Here is a 14,840-nt window from a genome sequence, read left to right as displayed (position 1 = left end):
AGGAGCATCGCTGACTTCCCCTGTTATTGGAAGAAGTCAGCGCTCCGGAGGCGTTAGCGGTAAATGACGGCGCTGGCGTGAATTTGCCCATCGCTTCCCGGTTCATGAATAAGGATTGGCTGGAAGTATTTCGCTCCCTGAACATCGCTCTGCTGGCTAAGCGCCTGGTCAGCTTCCTGCTCGGTGGCGATGTTATGGTTGATATAGATAACGCCGAGGCTCTGCACATCATCCATATTGCGGGCCTGGCGGGCATCGATTTTAATAGCAGCCAGCGCGTTGGCGCATAACAAAAGCGCTGCCATCATGGTTATGAGGATGTATTTCATCATCTACGCTCCTTATGACAGTCCTGACGTTCACCCGCTTCCCTGGGGTATGGATTGCTTCTGATCTAATTGTAATCGCTGCCTCTCTCTGGCGCATCGCGACCATTTCTGATGCAGTTGTTCAAAAAATTGTCGCTTCCGCTGTTGATTAATTTTAAATCACGGGCTTAGGGTCACTTTGCGCTTAGTGCGAATTATTTGCACAATTCACTTGTCTTAAACCCCGCTCGCCCGTATTATGACGCGTCAATTTTTCAGCCGCCCTTTAACACGTTCCTTGCCTCCATGGGCCGCGGCTGACCCAGACAGGAGGCTGAATAATCCGTAAGGAGCAATTCGATGCGTCATTACGAAATCGTTTTTATGGTCCATCCTGACCAGAGCGAACAGGTTCCGGGCATGATCGAACGTTACACTGGTGCAATCACTGCAGCAGAAGGTACGATCCACCGTCTGGAAGACTGGGGCCGCCGTCAGCTGGCTTATCCGATCAACAAACTGCACAAAGCTCACTACGTTCTGCTGAACGTTGAAGCGCCGCAGGAAGCGATCGATGAGCTGGAAACTAACTTCCGCTTCAACGACGCCGTTATCCGCAGCATGGTAATGCGTACTAAGCACGCTGTTACCGAAGCATCTCCGATGGTTAAAGCGAAAGACGAGCGCCGTGAGCGTCGCGAAGATTTCGCTAACGAAACCGCAGATGATTCTGAAGCTGGGGATTCTGAAGAGTAATCCTGATGACCAATCGTCTGGAGCTGTCCGGCATTGTTTGCAGGACTCCACTTCGTAAGGTCAGCCCGTCAGGAATTCCACACTGCCAGTTCGTGCTTGAGCATCGTTCAGTGCAGGAGGAAGCCGGTTTTCACCGGCAGGCGTGGTGCCAGATGCCCGTGATAATCAGCGGACACCAGAACCAGGCCATTACTCACAGTATAACGGTCGGTAGCGCAGTAATCGTTCGAGGGTTCATCTCTTGCCACAAGGCAAAGAACGGCTTGAGCAAAATGGTTCTGCATGCCGAGCAGATTGAATTGATAGATTCTGGAGACTAGCCATATGGCACGTTATTTCCGTCGTCGCAAGTTCTGCCGTTTCACCGCGGAAGGCGTTCAAGAGATCGACTATAAAGATATCGCTACGCTGAAAAACTACATCACCGAAAGCGGTAAGATTGTCCCGAGCCGTATCACCGGTACCCGTGCAAAATATCAGCGTCAGCTGGCACGCGCTATCAAACGCGCTCGCTACCTGTCCCTGCTGCCGTACACTGATCGTCATCAGTAATCGGTCACGGTCCATTAATACGACTTTGAGAGGATAAGGTAATGCAAGTTATTCTGCTTGATAAAGTAGCAAACCTGGGTAGCCTGGGTGATCAGGTTAACGTTAAAGCGGGCTATGCTCGTAACTTCCTGGTACCACAGGGTAAAGCTGTTCCTGCTACCAAGAAAAACGTTGAATTCTTCGAAGCACGCCGTGCTGAACTGGAAGCCAAACTGGCAGAAGTTCTGAGCGCTGCTAACGCACGTGCTGAAGCAATCAACGCACTGGGCACCGTTACCATCGCGTCTAAATCTGGCGACGAAGGTAAACTGTTCGGTTCCATCGGTACTCGCGACATCGCTGACGCTGTAACTGCAGCTGGCGTTGCCGTTGCTAAGAGCGAAGTTCGTCTGCCGAACGGCGTTCTGCGCACCACCGGTGAGCACGAAGTGGACTTCCAGGTTCACAGCGAAGTCTTCGCTAAACTGGTTGTTAACGTTGTAGCTGAGTAATTCATTACTCAACTCACGTCGAGACGCCGGCCCTGTGCCGGCGTTTTGCTTTTCTGTATTTGCCTAATCTTTTCCTGGTATGGTGGCTATTCTTAGCAACTTTCTGGATAATAAAATAAAACACTATTTTATTTCTGGTAAAGTGAATGGACGCACCCTCAATATTTTCCCGCAAGAATGTGGCTTATGCCTGCGCAACCCTCTGCTGCCTGCTGTGGGGAAGCTCCTATCCGGCGATTAAAAGCGGCTACGAACTGTTTCAGATTGCCACTGATGATGTGCCGTCAAAAATCGTTTTTGCTGGCTATCGCTTCCTGTTTGCCGGAACCCTGCTGCTGCTCTTCGCGCTGGTGCAACGTAAGCCGATTGCCCGCTTAAATCCGCGTCAGTGCGGGCAGCTGGCGATACTGGGCGTTACGCAAACGTCTATCCAGTACGTTTTCTTCTACGTGGGCCTGGCGTTTACCACCGGCGTGAAGGGCTCGATTATGAACGCTACCGGAACCTTCTTCAGCGTCCTGTTGGCGCACTTCATCTATCAGAATGACAAGCTGAGCTATAACAAGGCCATCGGCTGCATTCTCGGTTTTGCCGGCGTCATGCTGGTGAACTTTAATCATTCATTGAGCGATTTTAGCTTTGTCTGGCAAGGTGATGGTTTTGTGGTGCTGGCGGCTTTTATTCTGTCGGCGGCGACGCTATATGGTAAACGCATTTCACAAACGGTTGACCCAACGGTGATGACCGGCTGGCAGCTGGCGTTTGGCGGTCTGGTGCTGGTTGGCGGCGGTTACCTGACCGGCGGAACCCTCGAGGTTCACAGCTCCGCAGCGGTGCTGGTTCTGGCTTATTTGACGCTGCTCTCTTCCATCGCTTTTGCTTTGTGGAGCGTGTTGCTGAAGCATAACCGCGTGAGCATGATTGCGCCGTTCAACTTTGTCATCCCGGTAGCCGGAACCGTGCTGTCGGCCATCTTCCTTGGCGAGAATATTTTTGAACCGAAATATGCGGTTGCGCTGGTGCTGGTGTGCGCCGGGATCTGGTGGGTAAATAAGCCGGGGGCAACATCCGGAAAATCTTCACAGCAGGCCGGGTAAGCTACCCGGCCGGAACGCTTAACGGACGCGAATAAAGCTACCGTTCGACTGGCGGGTAAACAGCACCTGCTGCCCGCCGCCGGTATCGATAGTCAGCCCGGTGACCACGCCGCTGGCATTCTGGCGGATCTGTACCGTCTGCCCGGTTTGCAGCGAGCTTAGCGGCTTACCGGCACCTTCAACCTGGGCCATGGCGTAAACGTCGGTCGGCGGCAGGTTGTGGTCGCGGAACAGCTGCGCGAGGGTTTTGCCGGATTCAATGCGGTAGGTCCGCCACTGCTGCTCAATGCCGGGAGTCGACTGCGGCTCCTGATAAGGCTGGGAAGCGGTCTGCTGCTGCGGCTGATCCGGCTGCTCATCCTGAATGGGCTCCGGCGCGACCGGCGCCACCTGATCGGCATCGTTGACCGGCGGCGTGTTGGTGATGGGCGGCAGTGGGACGGCCTGATTACCTGAAGACTGCGGCTGCGACTGAGATTGCAGGTCGAGATTCGCCTCGCGGCTGGCCTGAAATGAACTGCCGTTATCCTCTGAAGGGAGCAGAACGCCGATAACCACCAGCAGCGCTCCGGCAATAATACCGCGGCGGTGCATCGGCGGTAGCGGATCCATGAGGCGAAAATGATCCGGGGCATGCCAGATCTTCTCCAGGGTAGATTTCAGTTCAAAGCGCCCGGGCATGGCTTTCCTCCTGCTCCGCATATTTTTATCCTGCTGTCTCTAGAGTATAGATGGCTAACTTTCTGAAGGACGAGACAAAGATATGTTTCGTGAGGTTAACCTTATCTCTCTATTGTTTCTGTTTCCGTCAGATTTGTCATCATCCTGCCGACAAAGTTTTACCCGTCGTGCTGTGGCTGATATGCTGCCCACCTCTTTATACCCGTCATACTTCAGGTTGCAGATGCGTTGGCTGCAGCTCGAATTATTTAGGGTATATGTTCCGGCTTTTCTGCTTATGCTGCGTGAAGCCGTGGAATATGAAATTCTCACCCAAAAAAGGAACAAAGATGGCAACCCCTACTTTTGACACGATTGAAGCACAGGCAAGTTACGGTATCGGCTTGCAGGTTGGACAACAGCTGAGCGAATCTGGCCTGCAGGGGCTGCTGCCGGAAGCGCTGGTCGCGGGTATTGCTGACGCGCTGGAAGGTAAACAGCCGCAGGTGCCGGTGGAAGCCGTTCACCGCGCGCTGCGTGAAATTCACGAACGCGCTGACGCCGTGCGTCGCGAACGTTTCCAGGAAATGGCCGCGGATGGCGAGAAATACCTGGAAGAAAACCGCGAGCGCGAAGGCGTGAACAGCACCGAATCTGGCCTGCAGTTCCGCGTACTGACCCAGGGTGAAGGCCCGATCCCGGCGCGTACTGACCGCGTTCGCGTTCACTACACCGGCAAACTGATCGATGGCACCGTCTTCGATAGCTCCGTTGCGCGCGGCGAACCGGCTGAGTTCCCGGTGACCGGCGTGATCGGCGGCTGGATTGAAGCGCTGACCCTGATGCCGGTAGGCTCTAAATGGGAACTGACGATTCCGCACAACCTGGCCTACGGCGAGCGCGGCGCGGGCGCATCCATTCCTCCGTTCAGTACCCTGATTTTTGAAGTTGAACTGCTGGACATTATTTAAACAGCAGGTGCTTCCTCTTCCGTATGGGGGAGGGAGCCGCTTTAAATAGTGTAAAACCCTTAAGTTGGGCATTTGCTGGAGCTTTATATTGCATATCTGCTGAATGGGTGTATTTTTGTGAGCTGTTTCGCGTAACCGGAGTGATATAACACTCACTTTAAACATAAAATTAACATTATCTCTAAATCATAGTATTCATCCCTCCGATTCTTACCTAATATCGATAAACCCTCGTTCCGGGGTTAATACGAATGAAGGGCCAATAGAGCCCGAACAACACAGACAGGTACAACAGGAAAAATCACATGGTAGATCAGGTAAAAGTCGTTGCCGACGAACAGGCGCCGACTGAACAGTCGCTGCGGCGAAATCTCACTAACCGGCATATTCAGCTTATCGCTATCGGTGGTGCGATAGGCACCGGGCTGTTTATGGGGTCGGGCAAAACCATCAGCCTTGCCGGGCCGTCAATTATTTTTGTTTATATGATCATCGGCTTCATGCTGTTTTTCGTCATGCGCGCCATGGGTGAATTACTGCTGTCGAATCTCGAATACAAGTCATTCAGCGATTTTGCCGCCGACCTGCTGGGCCCCTGGGCAGGTTATTTCACCGGCTGGACCTACTGGTTCTGCTGGGTGGTGACCGGGATGGCGGACGTGGTGGCGATCACCGCCTACGCGCAGTTCTGGTTCCCGGGACTCTCCGACTGGGTCGCCTCGCTGGCGGTCATCCTGCTGCTGCTGGGTCTTAACCTCGCCACCGTGAAGATGTTCGGTGAGATGGAGTTCTGGTTTGCGATGATCAAAATTGTCGCTATCGTGGCGCTGATCGTGGTCGGCCTGGTGATGGTGCTGATGCACTTCCAGTCACCGACCGGCGTGGAAGCCTCTTTCGCCCATCTGTGGAATGACGGCGGCTGGTTCCCGAAAGGCATCAGCGGATTCTTTGCCGGCTTCCAGATCGCCGTCTTCGCCTTCGTGGGCATCGAACTGGTGGGAACCACGGCGGCGGAAACGAAAGATCCTGAGAAATCCCTGCCGCGGGCGATTAACTCGATTCCCATTCGTATCATTATGTTCTACGTCTTTGCGCTGATCGTCATTATGTCGGTGACTCCGTGGAGCTCAGTCGTGCCGTCAAAGAGCCCGTTCGTTGAGCTGTTTGTGCTGGTCGGGCTGCCGGCGGCGGCGAGCCTGATCAACTTCGTGGTGCTGACCTCGGCGGCCTCTTCCGCTAACAGCGGCGTATTCTCTACCAGCCGTATGCTGTTTGGTCTGGCACAGGACGGGCAGGCGCCGAAAATGTTCGCCAAGCTGTCGAAACGCGCGGTACCGGCGAAAGGCCTGACCTTCTCCTGTATGTGTCTGCTGGGCGGCGTGGTCATGCTGATGGTCAATCCAAGCGTCATTGCGGCGTTTACCATGATTACTACGGTGTCGGCGATCCTGTTTATGTTCGTCTGGACGATTATCCTGTGCTCGTATCTGGCCTATCGCAGGAAACGTCCGCAGCTGCATGAGCAGTCCAAATATAAGATGCCGCTGGGCAAACTGATGTGCTGGGTGTGCATGGCATTCTTCGTCTTTGTGCTGGTGCTACTGACGCTGGAAGCCGATACCCGCGAAGCGCTGATGGTGACCCCGCTGTGGTTTGTACTGCTCGGCGCGGGCTGGCTTTTTGCCGGCAAGAAGCGTCTGGCGAAATAAAAAATCCTCGGGAGAGATGTTTAACGTTGCTTGCAACGGCCCGAAGGGGGCAGGACGCCCGTCATAAAAAAGGCCACCCGGGGTGGCCAATAAGACTGACAATGTCGAGGGCGCCTGCGGGCGCCTTTTTATTTACTTTCCGGCGAGGGCACGCGGGAACAGCACGTTATTTTCGAGACTGATGTGCTCCATCAGGTCATCAATCAGTTCGTTGATGCCGTTGTACATCGCTTTCCAGGTGGTGCAGGCTTCCGCTGGCGGCGTCACGTTCTGCGTGATGTGCTTAATCACCTCCAGCAGCTCGCCCGCTTCATCATGCTCGCTTTCCATCACGCTGATAGGACCGCCGGCCTGCGTTCCCATGCCCTGTTTGATCATCGGGAACAGAATCTGCTCCTCTTTCATCATATGGCTGGAAAGCTCCTGGTGCAGCATGGTCAGATACTTGGTTAAGCCTTTCGGAACGCTGGGCTTGTCGGCGTGAACGCGCTCGACTTTGGTGGCCTGTAAAATCAGCTCCGGCAGCTGCTCGCGATGCCTGTCGTGATAGCGAACGATAATGTGATCGATAATTTCCGCATAGGGCGCAACCCGCCAGTCGCGCTCTACCGGCTCTTCCGCCAGTTTTGCCAGCTCGGCTTCAATCACCGCGACGTCCAGCTCTTTGCGAGATGCCGCGCGATCCAGCGTCTGTTTGCCGCCGCAGCAGTAGTCCATATCGTACTTACGGAACAGCGCGGAGGCGCGCGGAATCGTCAGCGCCAGCTCGCCTAAAGGTTGGTCACGGAAAGCCATAGCAGTTACCTCGTCATCAAGAATATAAGTTGTATTTTAAATGCATCTTATGTTCCAGGGAATACCCCTTTAGGGTACCAGGCTATTTTTTCTCGCTGACCAGTTTCTGCAGCACGGGTTTTTCCGGACGAGCACGCACGGCAGACACCACACCGAGCACCAGCAGCAGAATACCGCTTAGGGTCAGAAGCGGGGGCAGACTCTGGCGCAGAATAAAGGTATACAGCAGTCCGGCAAGGGTTTCGAAGACGATCAGCGGCCCGAGGATCACCGTTGGCAGACGCTGGCTGGCAACGTTCCAGCACCACGCCCCAACCCATGAACAGAAGATAGCGATCGCCAGCATCAGGGTGACGAACACCGCCGGGCGCGGGCCGAAGGGGAGCGGAAAGTCCGGGTGCTGTCCATGCAGCCACCCGCAGGCGATAAGGTATCCGACCAGCGATACCGGCAGGGTCACCAGCGCCTGCGCGGTAGCCCACATCATCGGCGGTTTATCCGGGTTTTCCCGCAGCCAACGGGCGTTGCGCAGCGCGTACCAGGCCCAGCACACCACCGAGATCAACGCCAGCAAGATACCGGAGCCGTAGCGCCACGGGCTGAAATCGGGTAAGCCCTGATGCAGTTCAGCGATATTGACGCATGCCAGGCCGAAGGCAATACAGACCAGCGCCGGGAACAGTTGCCGCCACGGCAGCTTTCCATCGCGCTGGCTATAGAGCAGGTTGGCGAAAACCGGCAGCACGACCGGCAGAGTGCCGATAATCATGGTCGACACCGGCGCGCCGGTACGCTGAATCGCGCTGGCCAGGCAGACGTAATAGATTAAGTTGCCCATCAGGGTCAGTCCCAGCGCCGTCCACCAGTCTTTCCTGGCGAGCTGGCGCAGCCGCGCGCGGCCCAGCCAGGCCAGCGGCAGGGCGATCAGCCCCAGCGCCAGATAGCGCCCCATCGACTGTAAAACAGCCGGGTATTCAGGCACCAGTAAAGGGCCCACGAATATCAATCCCCACATCAGCCCTGCCAGCAGGGCGTACAGCACACCACTAATCATCATGCTTTCCATTACTCTTTTTGTTGGCGACAGTGTAGGAGAGGCTTTAGCGGGAATATTGTATGAGGTTGCGCATTAGCGCGGGAGAACCTGCTTTTGATAACGTACCGGGGTAATGCCGTAACGGCGGGTAAACGCGCGGGTCAGGTGCGACTGGTCGGTCAGTCCGGCGGCGAGAGCGACGTCGGCAGCGGGCATACCGTGGGTGAGAAACGCTTTGGCGCGCCACAGGCGAATGGCCATTAACATCTGGTGCGGCGTAACGTGGAAATGCGCTTTGAACTGGCGCTGGAAATGGTACGGGCTCAGCGCCGCCACCTGCGCCAGCTCATCGAGGGTCACCGTACGCATATAGTTATCATGCAGATAGTCTCGTACCCGCTCGAAGCGGTGGCGAGCTTCGGGCAGCGCAGTGGCGTGGTGAGCGAACGGCCGGAAGGTATCGATTAAATCCAGCAGCAGACCCTGCTGCGCGAGCGGATCGTCAGTATGCCACAGGCCGTAGATGAGATTGCCGATTTGCCGGGAGCGAAGCGGGTCCTGACGCACCACTTCGCTGAACCACCAGTGGCGCACGCCGGTCACCTTTTCCAGCGTATCCGGGTCGAGATAAATCATCCGATAGCGCCAGCCGTCGGCAGTCTCCGCCTCGCCGGTATGCAGTTCATCGGGATTCATGGTGACGATAGAGTTAACCGAAGCCACATGCTGGCTGCCGCGATAGCGAAAACGCTCGGCGCCGAGCTCTATCGCGCCGATACCAAAGGCTTCATGGGTGTGCGGTTCAAAGGCGTAGCGGGAGATGTGGGCATGATACAGCTCAACGCCGGGCAGCTGCGCCAGATGGCGAAAGCGCGCGCTGTCTCTTTCATCATTAAACTGTTCCGGTACGCCTTGCATGCGATAACTCCCGACGGACATCCGTGCATTATTGAGGATGGCCCGCCGGGATGCTACAAAAATTAACCACTATGTAACAGTTACAGAATGCCTTTGACGCTCTCTGCCAGCGTCGTGGTTGGGCGACCGATGAGCTTACTCAGGGTGCGGCTATCGTCGAACAGCCCGCCTTTGGAGGCGCCGGTATCAGAATTCGCCAGCATATCTGCCAGGCCTGCGGGCAGGCCGACGCCCTTCAGCGCGGCGGCGAAGTCGGCTTCGCTGAGGTTTTGATACACCACGTTTTTACCGCTTTGTTTGCTCAGCTCAGCGGCGAGTTCGCTCAAAGTCCACGCCACATCGCCCGCCAGTTCATACACTTTTCCGGCGTGGCCCTCTTCGGCGATAACGCGAGCGGCAGCGGCGGCGTAATCCGCGCGGGTAGCAGAGGCGATTTTGCCGTTACCGGCAGCGCCGATAAACACGCCGTGCTCAATCGCCGGCGGCGCGCTGGCGAGATAGTTTTCGGTGTACCAGCCGTTGCGCAGCAGGGCATATGCAATGCCGGAGTCGGCGAGCATCTGCTCGGTGGCGATATGTTCATCCGCCAGCCCCAACGGGGAGGTATCGGCGTGCAGCAGGCTGGTATAGGCGATAAATTTCACGCCGGCCGCTTTCGCTGCATTAATCACGTTGCGGTGCTGGACGGCGCGCTGGCCGACCTCGCTGGAAGAGATCAGCAACAGTTTGTCCACGCCCTGTAGGGCGGCGGTCAGGGCCGCTTCATCACTGTAGTCGGCCTGACGAACCCCTATGCCCCTTTGGCTCAGCGATTCGGCTTTTGCCGGGTTGCGCACGATAGCCACAACCTGGCCCGCGGGGACGGTTTTTAACAGGTTTTCCAGGACGTGTTGGCCAAGCTGGCCGGTTGCGCCGGTAATTGCGATCATGGGTCTTCTCCTTCGTGTTCATTGGCAGTTGTGGTAAGCTAACACCTTAACTAACTTTTAGTAAGTACGTACAAAAAGGTAAGTATGAATATGGCGAATCTGACGCTGAGCGAGCAGCTACGTAACGGCAACCTGTTTGCCGAACAGTGCCCCTCGCGGGAAGTGCTCAAACACGTGACCAGCCGCTGGGGCGTACTGATTTTGGTGTCCCTGCGCGATGGCACCCATCGGTTTAGCGATCTGCGGCGTAAGATCGGCGGCGTCAGCGAAAAAATGCTGGCCCAGTCGCTCCAGGCGCTGGAACAGGACGGCTTTCTTAAACGCGTGTCGTATCCGGTGGTGCCGCCGCACGTTGAATATAGTCTGACTCCGCTCGGTGAGCAGGTGAGCGAGAAGGTGGCGGCGCTGGCGGACTGGATTGAGCTGAACCTGCCCGCGGTTCTGGCGAACCACGAACAGGTAGCCTGAGGTTGATGTCAGTGTAGCCCCGGTAAGCGCAGCACAACCGGGGAACCGGCAATTATTTACTCAAATCCAGCTGATAAATAGCAAAGCCGATATCGTCGGTAGCCACCTGGCGCATCGGGTATTGCGCTTTCTCTTTGATAAATGCCGCGGCCTTGTCGCCCGGTGAGGTTTCAAAGCGAATATCCAGCGGTACTGTGCTGTGGATCGGCGCCAGGCGCCAGTTGTTATCCGCCGCCGGATGGATCTCGCCGTTTTTCTTCGACTCCGCGCCAATCCAGGCCGCCAGCACCGAGCGGTTTTCATCCGGTGAGGCGAACGCGATATGATCCTCGCCGGTGCCCTGGAATTTACCGCCGTAGGCGCGGTAGTTATTGGTTGCGACGAGGAAAGTGGCGTTCGGATCGATTGGCTTGCCGTTAAAGGTCAGATGCTTAATTCGCTCGGCCTGCGGATTCACGCTGTTGCATTCGCCGTCGTAGCGCGCCGGCTGGGTGATATCGATCTGGTAGTTCACGCCGTCAATCACGTCGAAGTTGTAGGTGCGGAAGCCGTCCCAGTTAATCAGCGACTGCGGCTTGCTGCTGGCGGGATCAATTTGATTGAACTGTCCGGCGGAGCACTCCAGCCACTCTTTAACCTCTTTACCGCTGACTTTCATCACCACCAGGGTGTTGGGATACAGGTAGAGGTCGGCGGCGTTGCGGAAGGTGAGCTGCCCTTTTTCCACTTCAACAAAGCTGGCCGGGTCATTTTTACGTCCGCCGACTTTAAACGGCGCGGCGGCGGAGAGTACCGGCAGCTTCGCCAGATCCGGGTCGCCCTGAATATAGTGCTCAACGTAGGCCTTCTGGGCCATATTGACCACCTGTACGGTTGGGTCGTCCTGCACCAGCGCCAGGTAGCTGTACATATTATCCGAGGATTTACCAATCGGTTTGCCGACAAACTCGCGGGTGGCGTCATGGTCGGCTTTTAATACCGCCACCATGTTGCTGTCTTCTGCCGCCAGCGATTTCTTCGCCACCGAGTCGTAGATCGGCCGCGCTTCGGCTTTCGCTGCGCTGACCTGCCATTTGCCGCTGTCGTTGTTCAGGACCAGATCGACCACCCCAAGGTGATCGCCCCACATGCCCGGCATCACTGCCGGTACGCCGTTCAGCGTACCTTTCGCGATATCCGCGCCTTTGATACCGGCAAAATCTTTGCTCGGGAAGACGGCGTGAGCGTGGCCGAACATAATGGCATCGACCCCAGGCACCTGGCTTAAATAGTAAACGGAGTTCTCCGCCATGGCCTGATACGGGTCGGCGGAGAGGCCGGAGTGGGCAATGACCACCACCACGTCCGCGCCTTTTTCGCGCATTTCCGGGACAAACTTGCGTGCGGTTGCGGTAATGTCGTTAACGGTCACCTTGCCGCTAAGATTGGCCTTATCCCAGGTCATTATCTGCGGTGGTACGAAGCCGATATAGCCAATGCGCAGCGTCTGCGTTTTGCCGTCGCTATCCTTCACCTGGGTATCCTGAATCAGATAAGGCGTAAACATCGGTTTGCCGGTTTTGACGTCGATAATATTGGCGTTCACGTAGGGGAACTTCGCCCCTGCCAGCGCTTTATGCAGGAAGTCGAGCCCGTAGTTAAACTCGTGGTTGCCGAGGTTGCCCACGACATAATCCAGGGTATTCATCGCCTTGTAGACCGGGTGAACATCGCCCTCTTTCAGACCCTTTGCGGCCATATAGTCACCCAGCGGGCTGCCCTGAATAACATCGCCGTTATCGACCAGTACGCTATTGCTGACTTCCTGACGCGCTTTCTCAATCAAGGTTGCGGTACGCACCAGGCCAAATTTTTCCGTGGCGGCATCTTTGTAATAGTCAAAGTCCATCATATTACTGTGCAGATCGGTGGTTTCCATGATCCGCAAATCGACCGTTGCCGCATTTACGCTGGCGGCGATCAGCGTGGCCAGCAGCGTTGCGCTAAACTTAATCATCAGTGGCGTCCTTTTTATATGAGCAGTGGCACAGAAGAAAATGTATTTACATTCTGTTGCTTACAGAAATGTGAATCATGCCAGAAAAGCGGTGAAGGAAACCGCCATCGTTATCACAGATAGCGGAACTCACAATGATGCGATATAAATAAAACAACGAGTTAACGCCACTGTAACCAGACGAGGTGGAGAATGTTAGAACAAGTATGTCAGCTTGCACGGAATGCGGGCGATGCCATCATGGAAGTTTACGATGGAAAACAGCCGATGGACGTTACCAGCAAGAAGGACGATTCTCCGGTCACGGCCGCGGATATTGCGGCGCACAAGGTGATTATCAGCGGCCTGCTGGCCCTGACGCCCGATATTCCGGTTCTGTCGGAAGAGGATCCGCCGGCCTGGGAGGTGCGCCAGCACTGGCAGCGCTACTGGCTGGTGGACCCGCTGGACGGCACCAAAGAGTTTATCAAGCGCAACGGCGAGTTTACCGTCAATATCGCCTTGATTGAAAACGGTAAACCGACCCTGGGCGTGGTCTACGCGCCGGTGATGAAGGTGATGTACAGCGCGGAAAAGGGCAAAGCATGGAAAGAGGAGTGCGGCGTTCGCAAGCAGATTCAGGTCCGCGATGCGCGCCCGCCGCTGGTGGTGATTAGCCGTTCACACGGCAATGACCCGGAGCTGCAGGAGTATCTTGAGCAGCTTGGCGAACACCAGACCACCTCAATTGGTTCGTCGCTGAAGTTCTGTCTGGTCGCTGAAGGGCAGGCCCAGCTTTACCCGCGCTTCGGGCCGACAAGTACCTGGGATACCGCGGCCGGTCATGCGGTCGCCAGCGCCGCCGGGGCGCACGTTCACGACTGGCAGGGGCGTACTCTTGATTACACGCCGCGTGAATCGTTCCTCAACCCCGGCTTCCGGGTCTCTATTTATTAAGCAACTTATGCAGCAGGCCCACTACCTGCTGCACCTCCTGCTGGCTGAGCGCGCCGTCTTTAGCCCACTGCACGCGACCCTCTTTGTCCAGCACCACGATGGCCGAACTCTCTTCTTCGAGCTGCCACGCTTTGCGCACCGCGCCGTTGCTGTCGACGATGAACTGTGACCAGGGGTAGAGCTGCTTATTGTTCTCGATACTGCTGCGGACAAACATTCCCGAGCCTGGGATAGCGTCATCGGTATTGACGATAGTCGTCGTTTGGTAGCGGTTGTGCGGCAGCTTCGCGCTTTTAATGGCTTCAATTAAGGTCGCGTTTTTTTCTTTTGCCGACGAGCGACCGGCAATGTGCATCACGACGCGCACTTTTCCCGCCAGCTGCGCGCTATTCCAGCTTTTATAGCTAAATTTATCGTTATCCAGCACCAGTTCTCCCCGATCCGCTACGCCGACCGGCGCAACGCGCTGACCGTCGACAAAGTTATGCGCCGAGGCCAACAGTGGGAACAGGAGACATGAAACGGCCAGTAATCTACGTAGGGTCATGGTGTTTCCTTTTATTATCTTTGCAGGTGATCCGACCACTTGGTCTGCTTTAATCATAAGTGCGATTTATCGGCATTACCCGCAATGATGGTGCCAGTTTGCGTGTTGACGCACAATTCCGTCTAAAATCGGCGACTTATACTACCTTCATCGGATGCCTGAAACGAAAACTCTGAATTATTGTCATCATAAGGTAAATAAACTTATACAAACTGGGTATCACTCAGATTCTGGACTATAGTTTCAGGGCATTAAAATTTGCGATTCCGGTACGTGGGCTAACTGTGGCACCACAGGAGCGTAACCCTGGCAGGAGACAACAATGAAAATTTTCCAACGCTACAACCCGCTACAAGTAGCGAAGTACGTGAAGATCCTGTTCCGTGGACGTTTGTATATCAAGGACGTTGGCGCTTTTGAGTTTGATAAGGGCAAAATCCTTATCCCGAAGGTTAAGGACAAGCTGCATTTGTCAGTGATGTCCGAAGTCAACCGCCAGGTCAGCCGTCTACAAACAGAGATGGCATAACCTGAAAAGTGGTATGACTACACGGTAAAAAGGCGGCTCCCCCAGGGAGCCGTTGATGTTTCTGGACCCGGCATCAGCCCCAGATTGGTCGGCATACGCAGACTTAAGTGTATATCGATGGGCAATGCGTAATCTGATGAGA

At 55.5% G+C, this 14,840-nt stretch carries 18 protein-coding genes; 10 read left to right on the top strand and 8 right to left on the bottom strand.

Annotated elements, in window-relative coordinates:
* Window positions 1–53: 53 nt before the first annotated feature.
* Window positions 54–329, bottom strand: a complete 276-nt coding sequence (locus tag IAE27_RS13715) for a DUF1471 domain-containing protein (RefSeq protein ID WP_004109070.1) — start codon at window positions 327–329, stop codon at window positions 54–56.
* A gap of 339 nt (window positions 330–668) precedes the next feature.
* On the opposite strand from IAE27_RS13715, the gene rpsF reads away from it, so the two are divergent.
* The 5 genes from rpsF to IAE27_RS13690 all read left to right on the top strand — a co-directional run bounded on the left by rpsF (window position 669) and on the right by IAE27_RS13690 (window position 3,204).
* Window positions 669–1,064 (top strand): 30S ribosomal protein S6, encoded by a 396-nt coding sequence (gene rpsF, locus IAE27_RS13710; protein ID WP_004098001.1) that lies wholly within the window; start codon window positions 669–671, stop codon window positions 1,062–1,064.
* Between the two features lie 5 nt (window positions 1,065–1,069).
* Complete coding sequence (gene priB / locus IAE27_RS13705) at window positions 1,070–1,384, top strand: primosomal replication protein N (protein WP_004098002.1); 315 nt, start codon at window positions 1,070–1,072, stop codon at window positions 1,382–1,384.
* A 4-nt stretch (window positions 1,385–1,388) separates the two neighbouring features.
* Window positions 1,389–1,616, top strand: coding sequence for a 30S ribosomal protein S18 (gene rpsR, locus IAE27_RS13700; RefSeq protein ID WP_000135199.1), 228 nt, complete (start codon window positions 1,389–1,391; stop codon window positions 1,614–1,616).
* Between the two features lie 41 nt (window positions 1,617–1,657).
* On the top strand, window positions 1,658–2,107 hold the full coding sequence (rplI, locus tag IAE27_RS13695; protein WP_004109068.1) for a 50S ribosomal protein L9: 450 nt from the start codon (window positions 1,658–1,660) through the stop codon (window positions 2,105–2,107).
* 146 nt (window positions 2,108–2,253) lie between these two features.
* A complete protein-coding gene (locus tag IAE27_RS13690; RefSeq protein WP_004109067.1) occupies window positions 2,254–3,204 on the top strand; it encodes a DMT family transporter in 951 nt (316 codons plus the stop codon).
* Window positions 3,205–3,222: 18 nt separating this feature from the next.
* Here IAE27_RS13690 and IAE27_RS13685 read toward each other — a convergent pair whose 3' ends face one another.
* Window positions 3,223–3,885 carry a LysM-like peptidoglycan-binding domain-containing protein gene (locus IAE27_RS13685; protein WP_154022793.1) on the bottom strand — a complete coding sequence of 221 codons (663 nt, stop codon included), beginning with the start codon at window positions 3,883–3,885 and terminating at the stop codon, window positions 3,223–3,225.
* 329 nt (window positions 3,886–4,214) lie between these two features.
* Between IAE27_RS13685 and fklB the strand changes: the two genes are divergently transcribed.
* Window positions 4,215–4,835 carry an FKBP-type peptidyl-prolyl cis-trans isomerase gene (gene fklB / locus IAE27_RS13680; RefSeq protein ID WP_004109064.1) on the top strand — a complete coding sequence of 207 codons (621 nt, stop codon included), beginning with the start codon at window positions 4,215–4,217 and terminating at the stop codon, window positions 4,833–4,835.
* Window positions 4,836–5,140: 305 nt separating this feature from the next.
* Window positions 5,141–6,544 carry a D-serine/D-alanine/glycine transporter gene (gene cycA, locus IAE27_RS13675; RefSeq protein WP_004109063.1) on the top strand — a complete coding sequence of 468 codons (1,404 nt, stop codon included), beginning with the start codon at window positions 5,141–5,143 and terminating at the stop codon, window positions 6,542–6,544.
* Between the two features lie 132 nt (window positions 6,545–6,676).
* Here cycA and ytfE read toward each other — a convergent pair whose 3' ends face one another.
* From ytfE to IAE27_RS13655, 4 genes are all read right to left on the bottom strand, one after another.
* A complete protein-coding gene (ytfE, locus tag IAE27_RS13670; RefSeq protein ID WP_070557045.1) occupies window positions 6,677–7,339 on the bottom strand; it encodes an iron-sulfur cluster repair protein YtfE in 663 nt (220 codons plus the stop codon).
* 82 nt (window positions 7,340–7,421) lie between these two features.
* Window positions 7,422–8,393 carry a DMT family transporter gene (locus tag IAE27_RS13665; RefSeq protein ID WP_162556154.1) on the bottom strand — a complete coding sequence of 324 codons (972 nt, stop codon included), beginning with the start codon at window positions 8,391–8,393 and terminating at the stop codon, window positions 7,422–7,424.
* A gap of 75 nt (window positions 8,394–8,468) precedes the next feature.
* Window positions 8,469–9,293, bottom strand: coding sequence for an AraC family transcriptional regulator (locus IAE27_RS13660; RefSeq protein ID WP_016809354.1), 825 nt, complete (start codon window positions 9,291–9,293; stop codon window positions 8,469–8,471).
* 80 nt (window positions 9,294–9,373) lie between these two features.
* Window positions 9,374–10,222 carry an SDR family oxidoreductase gene (locus tag IAE27_RS13655; RefSeq protein WP_016809353.1) on the bottom strand — a complete coding sequence of 283 codons (849 nt, stop codon included), beginning with the start codon at window positions 10,220–10,222 and terminating at the stop codon, window positions 9,374–9,376.
* 90 nt (window positions 10,223–10,312) lie between these two features.
* On the opposite strand from IAE27_RS13655, the gene IAE27_RS13650 reads away from it, so the two are divergent.
* A complete protein-coding gene (locus tag IAE27_RS13650; protein WP_187326144.1) occupies window positions 10,313–10,690 on the top strand; it encodes a winged helix-turn-helix transcriptional regulator in 378 nt (125 codons plus the stop codon).
* Between the two features lie 52 nt (window positions 10,691–10,742).
* On the opposite strand, the gene IAE27_RS13645 is transcribed toward IAE27_RS13650, so the two are convergent.
* On the bottom strand, window positions 10,743–12,686 hold the full coding sequence (locus tag IAE27_RS13645; RefSeq protein ID WP_004109051.1) for a bifunctional 2',3'-cyclic-nucleotide 2'-phosphodiesterase/3'-nucleotidase: 1,944 nt from the start codon (window positions 12,684–12,686) through the stop codon (window positions 10,743–10,745).
* A 192-nt stretch (window positions 12,687–12,878) separates the two neighbouring features.
* Between IAE27_RS13645 and cysQ the strand changes: the two genes are divergently transcribed.
* Window positions 12,879–13,622: a 3'(2'),5'-bisphosphate nucleotidase CysQ gene (cysQ, locus tag IAE27_RS13640; RefSeq protein ID WP_004109048.1), complete on the top strand. Its 744-nt coding sequence runs from the start codon at window positions 12,879–12,881 to the stop codon at window positions 13,620–13,622.
* On the opposite strand, the gene IAE27_RS13635 is transcribed toward cysQ, so the two are convergent.
* On the bottom strand, window positions 13,612–14,169 hold the full coding sequence (locus tag IAE27_RS13635; RefSeq protein ID WP_004109045.1) for a YtfJ family protein: 558 nt from the start codon (window positions 14,167–14,169) through the stop codon (window positions 13,612–13,614). The two genes, cysQ and IAE27_RS13635, sit on opposite strands and share 11 nt — an antisense overlap.
* A 322-nt stretch (window positions 14,170–14,491) precedes the next feature.
* Between IAE27_RS13635 and IAE27_RS13630 the strand changes: the two genes are divergently transcribed.
* Window positions 14,492–14,698, top strand: a complete 207-nt coding sequence (locus IAE27_RS13630; RefSeq protein WP_004098023.1) for a DUF1107 domain-containing protein — start codon at window positions 14,492–14,494, stop codon at window positions 14,696–14,698.
* Window positions 14,699–14,840 lie beyond the last annotated feature (142 nt).

Source organism: Klebsiella sp. S69 (assembly GCF_016516145.1).
In the GTDB taxonomy this organism is placed as follows: Bacteria; Pseudomonadota; Gammaproteobacteria; order Enterobacterales; family Enterobacteriaceae; genus Klebsiella; species Klebsiella oxytoca.
Note: the sequence above shows the minus strand (reverse complement) of the source record. Positions and strands in the feature narration are given on the sequence as shown.

Excerpts from the sequence above, each read along its gene's own strand:
- IAE27_RS13715 (WP_004109070.1), bottom strand. The coding sequence starts at position 329 with ATGAAATACATCCTCATAACCATGATGGCAGCGCTTTTGTTATGCGCC.
- rpsF (WP_004098001.1), top strand. The coding sequence starts at position 669 with ATGCGTCATTACGAAATCGTTTTTATGGTCCATCCTGACCAGAGCGAA.
- priB (WP_004098002.1), top strand. The coding sequence starts at position 1,070 with ATGACCAATCGTCTGGAGCTGTCCGGCATTGTTTGCAGGACTCCACTT.
- rpsR (WP_000135199.1), top strand. The coding sequence starts at position 1,389 with ATGGCACGTTATTTCCGTCGTCGCAAGTTCTGCCGTTTCACCGCGGAA.
- rplI (WP_004109068.1), top strand. The coding sequence starts at position 1,658 with ATGCAAGTTATTCTGCTTGATAAAGTAGCAAACCTGGGTAGCCTGGGT.
- IAE27_RS13690 (WP_004109067.1), top strand. The coding sequence starts at position 2,254 with ATGGACGCACCCTCAATATTTTCCCGCAAGAATGTGGCTTATGCCTGC.
- IAE27_RS13685 (WP_154022793.1), bottom strand. The coding sequence starts at position 3,885 with ATGCCCGGGCGCTTTGAACTGAAATCTACCCTGGAGAAGATCTGGCAT.
- fklB (WP_004109064.1), top strand. The coding sequence starts at position 4,215 with ATGGCAACCCCTACTTTTGACACGATTGAAGCACAGGCAAGTTACGGT.
- cycA (WP_004109063.1), top strand. The coding sequence starts at position 5,141 with ATGGTAGATCAGGTAAAAGTCGTTGCCGACGAACAGGCGCCGACTGAA.
- ytfE (WP_070557045.1), bottom strand. The coding sequence starts at position 7,339 with ATGGCTTTCCGTGACCAACCTTTAGGCGAGCTGGCGCTGACGATTCCG.
- IAE27_RS13665 (WP_162556154.1), bottom strand. The coding sequence starts at position 8,393 with ATGATTAGTGGTGTGCTGTACGCCCTGCTGGCAGGGCTGATGTGGGGA.
- IAE27_RS13660 (WP_016809354.1), bottom strand. The coding sequence starts at position 9,293 with ATGCAAGGCGTACCGGAACAGTTTAATGATGAAAGAGACAGCGCGCGC.
- IAE27_RS13655 (WP_016809353.1), bottom strand. The coding sequence starts at position 10,222 with ATGATCGCAATTACCGGCGCAACCGGCCAGCTTGGCCAACACGTCCTG.
- IAE27_RS13650 (WP_187326144.1), top strand. The coding sequence starts at position 10,313 with ATGGCGAATCTGACGCTGAGCGAGCAGCTACGTAACGGCAACCTGTTT.
- IAE27_RS13645 (WP_004109051.1), bottom strand. The coding sequence starts at position 12,686 with ATGATTAAGTTTAGCGCAACGCTGCTGGCCACGCTGATCGCCGCCAGC.
- cysQ (WP_004109048.1), top strand. The coding sequence starts at position 12,879 with ATGTTAGAACAAGTATGTCAGCTTGCACGGAATGCGGGCGATGCCATC.
- IAE27_RS13635 (WP_004109045.1), bottom strand. The coding sequence starts at position 14,169 with ATGACCCTACGTAGATTACTGGCCGTTTCATGTCTCCTGTTCCCACTG.
- IAE27_RS13630 (WP_004098023.1), top strand. The coding sequence starts at position 14,492 with ATGAAAATTTTCCAACGCTACAACCCGCTACAAGTAGCGAAGTACGTG.